Raw genomic sequence first — 12,241 nt, forward strand, 5'->3', positions numbered from 1 at the left:
GGTAAATATGACAACAGTACACGTAAAGGAAGCCGAGTTAAAAGGACTTGCGCTTAACAAACTTATTGCCGCTGGCCTTGATGAAAACACGGCCAAGGAAGTAACCGAAGTATTAATACATGCGGATGCTACCGGTGTTCATTCACACGGAGTTATGCGCGTAGAACATTACTGTGAGCGTTTAGCCAAGGGGGGCTTAAACGCTAAAGCAACATTTTCAGTAGAGCAAGTATCGCCTTCGGTAGCGGTATTAGACTCTGATGATGGTATGGGCCACTCGGCGCTTATTGCTGCCACCAAACACGGCATAAACCTAGCTTCTGATACCGGCTTAGGTTTTGTAAGTGTCAAGAATACCTCGCATTGTGGGGCGCTTTCATACTTCATGGAGCAAGCCACAAATGCGGGTATGATTGCCATTGGTATGACTCAAACCGATACCTGTGTAGCCCCTCATGGTGGCGCAGCTAAGTTTTTGGGAACCAACCCAATTGCCTTTGGTTTTCCGGTTGAAGGCTCAACGCCAATGATTATTGACATGGCTACCAGTGCAACCGCATACGGCAAGTTACTGCACGCCAAAGAAACCGGTAAGTCTATTGGCAAAGGTTTAGCTATTGATGCAGAGGGTAACGAAACCACCGATCCGCATAAAGTGGCTAACTTACTGCCCTTTGGTGGACATAAAGGTTCAGGCATTGCGTTAGCGATTGATGCGCTAACGGGCATTTTGATGGGCGCTAATTTCGGTAACCACATTGTGAAAATGTATGGTGACTACGAAAAAATGCGTAAGTTGGCGAGCTTAGTGATAGTGATTGATCCTAAGAAACTCGGTAACCCTATGTTTGCAGTGATGATGGCTGCAATGGTGAAAGAACTACACGAAGTTCCACCGGTTCCGGGTGTTGATAAAGTGCTTGCGCCAAATGACCTTCAAGTGGCTTATCGTGCCGAGTGCGACCTTAATGGCATTCCGGTTGCGCAAGGTGTTTACGACTACCTAGTGAGCTAAGTGTTTTAAAAAAGGTAGCAATATGGTGTCGCTCTGTGTTGCTACTAGCCTAGGTGCTCTCCTGCAATGGTTCCGCGGGCACCTAGGTTTCTCCTCTTTTTATCTGTGACTAGCCCTTAGTTACGGCGCCTTTCTTATTGGTATTACTTATTGTTTTTAATGACTTTTTTATTGGTATTGAGTTTTCCAAATATCGCTTTGGCTCACATTAGAACTTGAATTGGTGTTCTAATTTTGTGATCTGGTTATCCAATATTGCTTAGTGGTTGTCCAAATATTGGTTTTGGTTATCCTTTTAAGGGAGGAAATATTGTGTTGTTTAAAAAGAGCAACTTAGCAATCCTAGTATCAGTTGTATTAGCTGGGGTATCTACATCAAACGTCATTGCAGATGACACTAAGCAGTCTAGTGAAAATGCAGCCACTTCGGGTGATATGACCAGCGCGGCAACGCCGCTTGATTTCACCGAGCCAGCAGTATTAGAAAAAATTACCAATAGTCATAGTCAGTTCTCGGTGCTTAAGAAAACCGCAGAGCAAAGTAAAGATGGCTTAAAGATGAATTTTGATGCGATCTCTGAAGCCGAGGCGCAATCTAAATGGCCAAACGTAAAAATCCACTCTAAGGCAGGCCCTTGGGATTGGAATACCAAAGGCGGCTTAAAAGTAGCCCTAGAAAATCCAGGCAGTGAAGACGTTCGCATCGAAATGAAAGTGAGCGATAACATTGGCATTATGGGATCGGCCGACAACCAAGTTGATTTACCGATTATTTTGCCAGCGGGCAAAACTACCACCGTAGACTTTTTGTTTAACGGTACACAAATGAATATCGACGGCTACCGCGGTGGTGCTAAGTTAAACCTAAAAAGCATTGCCGAAATCCAATTCTATTCAGTGGGGCCTATCGCTGCGCAAGAAGTGGTAATTCGTGACATTAACTTTATTGAACGTACCGGCGATTTTGTGAAATCGGAAGCGCGTGAAGCGGAAGTTATTGCTGCACCTATTCCAACTCTTTTAGCGTTGTCTGATTTTGATGATGGCTCAAAAGGCATTGTTAGCAAGACTCATGGCACAACCATCACCTCAGTGAAGCGTGATGAGGGTAAAGGCCTTAAAATTGATTACTCCGCAGACGCGTCTTACCCCAGCGTAACTTTTAGTGCAGATAAACCTTGGAACTGGTCTGAACATGGTGACTTTACCTTAGCCCTTGATATTGAAAATATTGGTGATGCCGGCGCACAACTATTTATTCGCGTAGACGATGACGTAAATGAGAAGCAAGGGGGGAGCGCAAATGGTGTTATCCATAGTCGTACTGGTTATGTTCAGTTGCCAGCAGGCGAAGCGGGTACTTACTACTTCACATTAGAAGAGCTAGCGAAAACGCTTGATTCTGGAATGCGAGGCGAGCCACCGAAGAAGTCTTATCAAGCGCAAGCAATCAACTTTGGTTGGGGTGAGCAGAAGCTAGATCTAAGCAATATTGTTAGCTTCCAACTCTATATGCAAGATCTGCAAAAAGACCTGAGTTTAGTTATCGACAACATTCGTTTAGTGCCTAATTTGAGTGCCGATACCAGCCGCTATGAAGGTTTGCTGGATGAATTTGGTCAGTTTACCAATGAAGACTGGGCAGAAAAAATTCACTCAGCTGAAGAGCTACAGGCGCATGCAAAAGCCGATGTTAAGCTGATCGATTCGGCCAAACCGATGGACGACCGTACGCCATATGGTGGTTGGAAGAGTGGACCTAAACTAGAAGCGACGGGTTACTTTAGAACTGAAAAAGTAGATGGAAAATGGTCTTTAGTTGACCCAAGCGGTTATCTGTATTTTGCCACGGGTTTAGACAACATTCGCATGGATGATACCTACACCACCACCGGTGTTGGCTTTACCGATTTGGTGTTGTCGGAAGATCTTAGCTTGCGTCCTAGCCAGATTTCTCAAGACAGCTATGTAGATAATCAAGATGCCCGTTCAGTGGCTTCGCAGTTACGTAACAGCATGTTTACTTGGTTACCTAGCTACCAAGATGCCTTGGCGCAAAACTATCAATATTCCACCATGATTCACACCGGCCCGCTTGAGCATGGCGAGGTTTATAGCTTTTACAGTGCTAACTTGCAGCGCAAATATGCGCCTGACTCTCGCGATGAAGCGATTGCGGTTTGGCGCGACGTAACGCTGGCTCGTATGTTGGATTGGGGTTTTACCTCGTTAGGTAACTGGGCCGATCCAAGTTTTTACGGTAATCAAAAAGTTGCGTACGTAGCAAACGGTTGGATTGTGGGCGATCACCAACGCATTAATACCGGTAACGATTACTGGGGGCCAATGCACGATCCTTACGACCCAGAATTTGTTGAGTCGGTGAAAACAATGGCTAAGCAAGTTGCCGCAGAAGTAGAGCAAGATCCTTGGTGTATAGGCACCTTTGTGGATAACGAAATGAGCTGGGGTAACACCGAGTTTGACGCTAACCACTATGCCTTAGCGATTGCTGCATTGCGTGCAGATGCTAAAGATAGCTTTGCTAAAGCTGCGTTTGTTGGCTTGTTAGAAGCGAAATATGCGCAAGACATCCAGGCGCTGAACAAGGCATGGGGAAGCGAACTTAAATCATGGGATGAACTGGCTAAAGGCTATGTGCATCAAGGTGATTTGAACGACGCTCTTAAAGCCGATTACAGCATGTTCTTGGCTGACCACTCTGATCGTTACTTTGCGATTGTACAGCAACAGATGAAGCAGGTATTACCTAACCACCTTTACTTAGGTGCGCGTTTTACCGAGTGGGGGATCACTCCTGAAGCTGCGAATAGTGCTGCCCAATATGTAGATGTAATGAGCTACAACCTCTACGGCAACGACATGTCGAAGGGCGATTGGAGCCACCTTGCCGAGTTGGATATGCCAAGCATTATTGGTGAGTTCCACTTTGGTGCTACCGACAGCGGGATGTTCCACCCTGGTCTAGTGGCTGCCGATACCCAACAAGGGCGTGCCGAGAAGTATGCCCACTATATGGATAGTGTTATTGCTAATCCTTACTTTGTTGGTGCGCATTGGTTCCAGTACCTAGATTCGCCAACTACTGGTCGAGCTTGGGACGGAGAAAACTACAACAATGGTTTTGTCACTGTAGCTGACTCGCCCTATGAAAAACTGGTAGCAGGAGCAGCAGAAGTTAACCGTAAGCTGTATCCACAGCGTTACCCAGAGCTGGTGAAGTAGGCTCTGCTTATAGCCAAAAGACGAGCCTAGCTCGTCTTTTGTTTTATCTAAATCACTATAAAAATCATTACACTAAACGCGTAGTAAGGAAACATATGCCCACTATCATAGACGTAGCAAAAAAAGCTGGCGTGTCTGTTGCCACAGTATCGCGAATAATTAATCAAACCACCTTTGTTAGCGAAGCCAAAGTGGAAAAAGTAAATCAGGCGATAAAAGCACTGAACTTTATTCCAAATTATCATGCGCAAAATCTCACCAACAACCCCAAAATTGGTCCAGCGATGATTGTGCAGTCGATACAAGACCCGCTTACCGCAACCTTGCTAAAGGCTTTGTCTGCAGAAGCGTCCAGTAACTCAATGCCGCTACACTTAGTTTCTGGTGCGCATTCAGAAGCACAAGAAATTGAGATGTTAGAAAACTACTTAAGCCTTGGAGTACAGTCCTTATATTTTGAAAGTGTCTATATGGAAGAAGCGAGACTGGGCGAATTTATGCGTTTACATCCCGGTTTATTGGTCGCTAAACGTTATTTACCAAGCTATGCCAAACAGTGTTTGCACCTAGACATTGTTACCAGCCTTTGGCTAGCAGTAAAGCTGCTGGTAGAGCACGGTCACAAACATATTACGGTAATGTGTGAAGCGCAGCAGTACTGCGCTATTGAGCAAGCCTTAAGCCATATAGATAGCCCATTTCAGCAAGCTAACATTACCCTTAGTCGCTTATCCCATGATCCCAACGACTGCTTGAGTAGTGATGCTTTATCTTCGCCTGCATCGGCTTTTATTTGTCTGTCTGCTCGTTTGAGCTGGCCGGTATGGCAACAGCTAAAAGAGCAGTTGGGCTGCACTAACCCATTTGAATTTATTGGCTCATCCAATAATGCAGCAGACAGCAAAGCCAGCTATAGCACTCTCTATTACCCAGTGCAGGCAATGGCGCAGCAAGCCTTAAGCTTTTTAAGTAGCCAGCAGCAGGCTATTCCCAAAGTGTTTATGGCGCAGCTTCAAGAGCGTTACTCAGACCAAGAATTGGGTTATTTAAGTGATTTAGGAGCAACCGCTTAATGCTAGAACAGCAAGCTAGTTAGGCTAGCTTGCTGTTCTTTATCGCCTATTATCGCCTAGACTTACTCAAGTATAAAGCGTTGTACTTTAAAGAAGCCCTCGGGTGTAGTAATTCTCACTAGAATATTTTCTTTTTCTCCAGTGTATTTTATTAAGGCTAGGGCTCGACCTTGATGGGTGTCTATGTGGCTTGCGTTAAAGGCTTGCACACTGGCTGGGTGGCCATTATCTAGCCCTACTAACTCGGCTGGACCGGTTAGCTCAAAACTTAGTTGGGTGTTTTGATGGCTAACCCATTTTCCTTCACTATCTGCAAGTTGTACCACCAAGTGTTGGTAACCCGGTTGGCCTTTCTGTAAAGGAGCGCCTTCAAGAGTCACCACTAAGTCACTGGCGGCTTGGGTGGTGCTAAGGCGGTGGGTTGCCAACACTTTGCCATTGTTTTTAGCTAGAGCGACTAGCTCGCCAGGTTGAAACGGCAAAGCCCAACGAAACATTCTATCGGCTTGGTCAGCAAGTTGCTTACTGCCAATTGTTCGCCCGTTGAGTTGCAGCTCTACCTCTTGGCAATTGCTGATGACTTCAATGGCGATTAATTGGTTGCTGCTAAAATTCCAATGTTGTTGTTGCTCTGGCCAAATCCACAGTTTTCTTTTCCAAGCTTGTGGGTCGCGCTCTTCAAGGCTCAAACTATCGGTTTTGTATACAAAGCGTTCTTCATCAAATACCTGATTATGAATTTGCACCATGGGCGTGGCGGTCCACAGTGATTGAAACAGGTAGTAGGGTGCTTTTTTAAAGCCAGCTGTATCGAGCAAGCCTGCAGCCAGCGCCTTAGTTGGCCACTGCTGATGCACTTCACCTAAATAATCAATACCGGTCCATAGGAATAAACCCGCTACGTGTGGGCGCTCACTTACCGCTTTCCACTCGTGCCATTGGGGCAATGCTTCGTTACTAATGATAGGAAGCTGAGGATGATGCTGGTGGCCGTAGTCATAAAGCACTTGTCGGTAACTAAAGCCAATTACATCTAAGGATTTTGCATAGCCGTTTAAATAGCTTACCGAGGGCAATATACAGTTGGCAGTAACGGGCCTTGATACATCTTCTTCGCGCACCCATTGCGCTAATTGATGGGCTGTTTTGCCTATGTCGTAGTTATGATGAGGCAGGGTCTTGAGTTTATTGCTGATTTGTTGGGGAGAGTTTGGTGGTAAGTTCCAGAAGTAATTGCCATTCCAGTTGGCATCGAAAAAGCCGGTTGCTTCTACATTTCTTGGGTAGGTCCATTCTATTTCGTTGCCGATGCTCCACATGAAAATGCATGGGTGGTTAATGTGAGCTCTTAAGGCATTTTTGAGATCTTGTTTGGCGTGAGTTTGAAAATGCTCCGCATAACCTCGCGAGGCTGCATCATTATGCTGCTCATTCATGTTTAGGCGTTTGTCTTTGGGGAAGTCCCATTCATCAAAAAACTCGTCTTGAACCAAAAAGCCTAAACGGTCACACAGTGATAGAAGCACTTCAGATGAAGGGGTATGCGCCATTCTAATCGCATTTACGCCAGCTTCTTTTAGCCTAGTGAGTCGACGTTCCCATACCGCTTCTGGCACAGCTGCGCCCACTAAGCCACCATCGTGATGTAAACAAACACCTTTAATTTTGGTGGCTTGCCCATTCAAGAAGAAGCCCTGTTGGCTGTTAAAATGAAAATCTCTAAGGCCAAAGCGTGTAGTGATGCAATCTAACTCTTTAGAGCCAGCAGTTAGCTTGGTGGTCATTTGATAGAGGGTTGGGGAATCGGGAGACCACAGTTTGGGTTGCAATATGTCACAGCTAAAGGCAAAAGCTTGTTCTTTGTTGCTTAGTGTTGCTTGATGTTGATAACTGGCAACCGGGCGCCCGGTGTGTAACTCAACAATATGACTATCTATTTGAATACGTTGATTTAGCTGCTCACTAACTACTTTAAACTTATGCAGTATTTGAGCGAAGCCTTGATTTATTTCTATGCTATCAACAACGCTACTCCAAATGGGAATATGCACAGGGTTTACGGTTATCAATTTTACTTCTCGATAAATGCCTGCTCCGGGATACCAACGGCTGTCGGCTATCCGACTGCGGTCTACTTTTATCTTCAGCTGATTATCGCTCGGTTTTAAATACTGGCTTATCTCGAAGTAAAATGGTGAGTAACCATAGTGCTGTTTACCTAGTAATTGCTTGTTTAGCCAAAGACTAGCGTTGTTGTAGATCCCGTCAAACAAGATAAACACCCGTTGGCCTTTTTTTAGCTCTTTCATATCAAAGCTTTTTTGGTACCAGCCAATACCGCCTGGCAAGTAGGCCGTTGCACCTTCGAGTTCAGATGAAAATGGCTGCTCAATGCTCCAGTCGTGGGGCAGGGTAACGCTACGCCAGTCTGCTTCAATTGTTGTTTGGTTAGCTGTTTGTAATTGGAACTGCCAATCAGCATTAAAATCGATAGTTTGGCGTGATGCTTTAGGCGTATTGCTGGAAATAGACATGAAATCTCGACGTACAAAAAATAGGGAGTGATAGCTGCTGAGCTAAGGGGAAATAGTTAGCCCACCGGGCGGTGGGCTAACAGCTTACTTAATTTGAATTTTGATAAGTTGAAGCATCAAGAACTTGTTTCTTCACTCGGTAGCGACAAATAAAGTTCCAGTTCCACGAGGCGTCATACTTGTGGCACAAGCCCCACTCAAGGCCTGGTGACTCGATGGCTGTCTCTTGATTTGGGCGGAATATGCCCAGCGCTTCTGGCGCGCCTTTAATATAAGACATAATTTCGAAGTTAATCCCATCGGCTGCCCACTGCACGGTATTCTTCTCTGGACCGTCTGTGGTGATTAGCGAGGCTATCCCGCCATCTTTGTGCCAAACCGCAACTTCGTGGCCGCTGTTTGAAATTGGGTTGTACTCCGATTTCACATACGGGCCAAGAATGTCTTTTGCTATCGCCACGCCGTGTTTAATTTCGCGGCCGCCCATGTTCATTTCTTCGCCCATGGTTTCACCTTTATAGTAAAGGTAGAACTCACCCTTGAAGAACATTAGGCAGGGATCATGCACTTTATGGCTGTCGAAACTGCCTTTCGAATTGACCAAGAATCGATTGTCTTCTTCGGTGCGCCATTCGCCATCTTTAGCTGGGCTTACAATTGGAGCTGGTGATTTGGTCCATGGGCCAAATGGGCTATCGGCCCAAGCAATAGCAATCTCTTCAAATTGTCGGTTGGTGTAAGGCGCCTGAACAGTTTGGTAAACCAAGTAGTATTTGCCGTCGTGGGCTAAAACTTCTGGGGTGAATACGGCGCGGTCGTCGTAGGCTCCTGCTTCACCTGGGGCAATAGCACAACCGTGCTCTTTCCAAGTAATGCCATCTTCAGAACTGGCATGCCAAACTTCGGTAAGATCCCAAGGAAAAACCTTATCTTGAGGGTTGCCAGTAAAGCCGAGAGTTTCGCCTTCACCTTTGGTATACCAGCAGTGGTAAATACCCTCTACCTCTATTACTGCGGTGGGGTCACGACGAATCACACCCTCTTCAAAAGCAAAGTCACCTTGTAAGCTTTGCTCTTCAAACTCAACCATCCACTCAGGCCCTTTTTTATCGTAACCACGCTCAATAGCGCGTTTACTGGCCAAGCTTAGCTTGCTACCTGTCCCTGACATATCTACCTCTATTTGTCGAAAATCTAAATTGCTTAATAACTACTGGCTACAAAGGTAAACCAATTTTGGGTAATGGTACATTAACTTACTCTAAAGCAGCTATTGAGATGAAAGAAAAGTGACCAATGACACACTTTTGTAACTTAATTTTTAGCTTTCATAACCCACTTGTTTAATTTGACAATCTTTTTGTATGACAAGCTTTCCGGCCGCAAACCCCCATGAATAAAGGCTTGGCGAATGTTAATGCTTATTAACTCATCAACCAATTGGCTGTAAGGTCTAGCATTTTGCCAACCAATAGCCGTATTTATGTCGAAATGTTAGCGGTGTCACTTTAAATTGGTTGATCATTATGTACGATGAAGCAAGTTATTTAGATATTGGTTTACCAGTGTGCTAGGCATTGAGTAGCTATCGCAAAATTAATGGAGTAATCATGAAAACCGATTCTAACCGAGTCGCCATGGGCAAAGTTTGCCTTATGTACTTTTTTTACAACTTCTTCTGGTCGTTAAGCTCAGGTTCTTTATTTGCTGTATGGCTAAACGACAAGGTTGGCATTGATGGCTCTCAGATTGGCGTATTGTTTGGCTTGCAAACCGGTATTGCGGTTTTGTTTAAACCTGCTTTTGGCTATATCCTCGATAAGCTTGGTCTTAAAAAACACCTTATATACTTCATCTCTTTCTTAAGCTTGTTAATTGGTCCTTTCTACATTTATGTTTACGGCCCACTACTGGGTAACGATTCAACATTTGTATTGGGTATTGTGGCTGGTTCTGTGTACTTGGGTATGTTGTTCCAAGCGGGTAGTGGTGTTATCGCTTCTTATAGTGACCGTTTTGCGCGTTGCCATGATAACGATTTCGGACTGGTTAACGGCTTTGGTATCGCGGCTTGGGGTGTTTCGGCAGTATTGGCTGGTTACCTGTATAACATCAACCCAGACTTCATTTTCTACGCCTGTAGTATTGCTGCTTTCTTAATGCTGTTGTGTGCTTGGTTGCTTAAAGTAAGCCACTTAGAAAATGTTGATAACGAAGTTATCTCGCAGGACAAAATTCAAAAAGAAGATGTTATTCGCCTATTGAAGAACCCTAAAATGTGGGCCTTCATGACCTACGCGGGCACTATTTCGGTGGTGTTCTGGACTTCAATGAGCCAGTTTACTCGCTACTTTATTAGTTTCTTTCCTACCCAAGAAGAAGGTATTTCTTTTAGCTCTAACATGGACGGGCTTACCGCTATCTTCCTGTTCTTTGTGAGTGCTGGTGTGCCTTTTATTATTCGTAAAATTGGTGCTAAAGGCAGCCTTATTCTTACCGCTGTTGGTATCACCTCTTTCTTGCTAATGATTGGTTTTGCAGGCTTAGGTGAGAAAAATCTCTACTTAGCCATTGTTGCTAAATTGCTGTTCGGCATCGTTAATCCGCTGTTGATTGTGTCGGTATTTGCTTACACCGCCGAGCAGTTTGATAAGAAAGTAAATTCCTTCACTTACATGTTTGGATTCCAAGTGGTTAATAACCTGATGACGGCCATTGCTGCGCCAGTTATGGGTGTGATGTACGACCAACATGGATTCCCACATAGCTATATCTATTTTGGTGTGTTCGCTGCTGTTGCCACGGTATTGGCGATGTTCACGCTAAGTTCCAAGAAGACGCTGACTACAACAGATCAACAAGAAACCGTAGCAGCTTAAACAATCGAAACACTATTTTTAAATAAGGATGTTAGGTAAACGTATGAAAACACGTATTTTTGCACTATCCGCTTTAGCGCTATCTTGCAGCATGGCTCATGCTCAAGAAGCTGCTTTAGACTACTTAGGAGCACAAGTGGTTGAAGGCGCTCGCTTCTGGGGCTACGGCCGCGGCGGTACAGGTACTTCTACAGATAAAGTAATGGGCTTACGCTCAGATTTAGCCAACAACGGCTTTAACATTATCGAAACTGCTGGTAACCCACATGCTCAAACCGGTCGTTTGGGTAACGAAGGTAACTTTGCTGAATTCCATATCGATTACGGTTTAGTTCTTAACGACATGAACTGGGTAATCAAAACCAACATCGCTACAGATATGGAGAAATTCAATCTGGATGAGTGGTGGGTAGCAGGCCAAGGCGTATTCAAATCTAATCCTGGTGCGGTAATTTGGGTTGGTAAGCGTTACTACCAGCGTTACAAAGCTGAAATCCTCGATTACCACATGCTGCAAAATGATGGCGTAGGTGCGGGTATCGATGATTGGGACTTTGGTTTTGCTAAATTTAACCTAGGTATTACCAAGCAAGAGAATGGCGATAGCTACGGTCAAGATTTCTGTTCAATCAACGATCCAACTTATGCTTGTGACAGCAGCGGTCGTTCGGGTTACCGCGGTGGATACCACTCGGTAAATACACGCTTACATGGCATAAAAATTACCGACAACATTGCTGCGGGCTTGTTCTTTAACTATGGCTTCTACGCTGGCTCTGATACTAGCTTGAGCGAAAATGGCAGCATGACTGCCAAAGATATGAACCCAAATAGCTACCAAGCTGGTTTCCAAATTAAGCAAGGCCAATGGGCTGACTTTAATGAATTTGTCGTTCGTTACAGCAGCGACATTGGTAAGTCCATGACTCAAGATTGGTTAGATACTCCATCAACTCAGATTGGTGCGTTCTTCCAAGGTATGCAAGAGCTAGGTGACTCATTCCGACTTCAATACGCATTGGTATATGAAGGACAGAAATTTGATGACGAAGCGCTAAAACGCAACTTAGTGTCTATTGATAAGTCTGATTGGGGCAACATTACCATTCGTCCTACTTACATCTGGGATGATCGCTTCTCTACGGATTTAGAATTGAGCTACGACCAAATCAAGCTAGATGCTCGTGAAGGTTACGGCGAGAGCGGTACTAACTCATCTTACAAAGTTACGCTGTCGCAAAACGTACACATTGGCGGCACCTTCTGGGATCGTCCAGTACTGCGTTTCTTCGTGACTTACGGTCAATCTGATACTCAAACCACGGTTTACAACAACCGCCATGGTGAAGGTGTAGATAACCCAAGTTGGGAATGGCGTCACAACCCTTACGTAACAGAGAAGGGTAAAAACTCTGCTACTACAGTTGGCGCACAATTCGAAACGTGGTGGTAGGCCGCCCATAGTTATACCCACTTAGCACTAGAGCCCGTAAG

General features: G+C 44.9%; 7 protein-coding genes. 5 read left to right on the forward strand and 2 right to left on the reverse strand.

Features of this window, described 5'->3' with window-relative positions:
- Positions 1 to 7 precede the first annotated feature (7 nt).
- The 3 genes from LQZ07_RS05855 (at position 8) to LQZ07_RS05865 (ending at position 5,334) form a co-directional block, all read left to right on the forward strand.
- On the forward strand, positions 8 to 1,015 hold the full coding sequence (locus LQZ07_RS05855) for an Ldh family oxidoreductase (protein WP_016403219.1): 1,008 nt from the start codon (positions 8 to 10) through the stop codon (positions 1,013 to 1,015).
- A gap of 312 nt (positions 1,016 to 1,327) precedes the next feature.
- Positions 1,328 to 4,261 carry a beta-galactosidase gene (locus LQZ07_RS05860; protein WP_249483563.1) on the forward strand — a complete coding sequence of 978 codons (2,934 nt, stop codon included), beginning with the start codon at positions 1,328 to 1,330 and terminating at the stop codon, positions 4,259 to 4,261.
- 95 nt (positions 4,262 to 4,356) lie between these two features.
- The gene (locus LQZ07_RS05865) at positions 4,357 to 5,334 is read left to right on the forward strand and encodes a LacI family DNA-binding transcriptional regulator (protein ID WP_152780386.1); all 978 of its coding nucleotides are present in this window, start codon (positions 4,357 to 4,359) and stop codon (positions 5,332 to 5,334) included.
- 62 nt (positions 5,335 to 5,396) lie between these two features.
- On the opposite strand, the gene LQZ07_RS05870 is transcribed toward LQZ07_RS05865, so the two are convergent.
- Together LQZ07_RS05870 and LQZ07_RS05875 are read right to left on the reverse strand one after the other, a co-directional pair.
- The gene (locus tag LQZ07_RS05870) at positions 5,397 to 7,868 is read right to left on the reverse strand and encodes a sugar-binding domain-containing protein (RefSeq protein ID WP_152780384.1); all 2,472 of its coding nucleotides are present in this window, start codon (positions 7,866 to 7,868) and stop codon (positions 5,397 to 5,399) included.
- Between the two features lie 88 nt (positions 7,869 to 7,956).
- Positions 7,957 to 9,039: a family 43 glycosylhydrolase gene (locus LQZ07_RS05875; protein ID WP_152780382.1), complete on the reverse strand. Its 1,083-nt coding sequence runs from the start codon at positions 9,037 to 9,039 to the stop codon at positions 7,957 to 7,959.
- 439 nt (positions 9,040 to 9,478) lie between these two features.
- Between LQZ07_RS05875 and LQZ07_RS05880 the strand changes: the two genes are divergently transcribed.
- Together LQZ07_RS05880 and LQZ07_RS05885 are read left to right on the forward strand one after the other, a co-directional pair.
- On the forward strand, positions 9,479 to 10,747 hold the full coding sequence (locus LQZ07_RS05880) for an oligosaccharide MFS transporter (protein WP_016403213.1): 1,269 nt from the start codon (positions 9,479 to 9,481) through the stop codon (positions 10,745 to 10,747).
- A 43-nt stretch (positions 10,748 to 10,790) separates the two neighbouring features.
- Positions 10,791 to 12,200: a carbohydrate porin gene (locus LQZ07_RS05885; RefSeq protein WP_194164067.1), complete on the forward strand. Its 1,410-nt coding sequence runs from the start codon at positions 10,791 to 10,793 to the stop codon at positions 12,198 to 12,200.
- Positions 12,201 to 12,241: the final 41 nt, after the last annotated feature.

The organism is Agarivorans sp. B2Z047 (assembly GCF_023373605.1).
GTDB lineage: Bacteria > Pseudomonadota > Gammaproteobacteria > Enterobacterales > Celerinatantimonadaceae > Agarivorans > Agarivorans albus.

Excerpts from the sequence above, each read along its gene's own strand:
- LQZ07_RS05855 (WP_016403219.1), top strand. The coding sequence starts at position 8 with ATGACAACAGTACACGTAAAGGAAGCCGAGTTAAAAGGACTTGCGCTT.
- LQZ07_RS05865 (WP_152780386.1), top strand. The coding sequence starts at position 4,357 with ATGCCCACTATCATAGACGTAGCAAAAAAAGCTGGCGTGTCTGTTGCC.
- LQZ07_RS05870 (WP_152780384.1), bottom strand. The coding sequence starts at position 7,868 with ATGTCTATTTCCAGCAATACGCCTAAAGCATCACGCCAAACTATCGAT.
- LQZ07_RS05875 (WP_152780382.1), bottom strand. The coding sequence starts at position 9,039 with ATGTCAGGGACAGGTAGCAAGCTAAGCTTGGCCAGTAAACGCGCTATT.
- LQZ07_RS05880 (WP_016403213.1), top strand. The coding sequence starts at position 9,479 with ATGAAAACCGATTCTAACCGAGTCGCCATGGGCAAAGTTTGCCTTATG.
- LQZ07_RS05885 (WP_194164067.1), top strand. The coding sequence starts at position 10,791 with ATGAAAACACGTATTTTTGCACTATCCGCTTTAGCGCTATCTTGCAGC.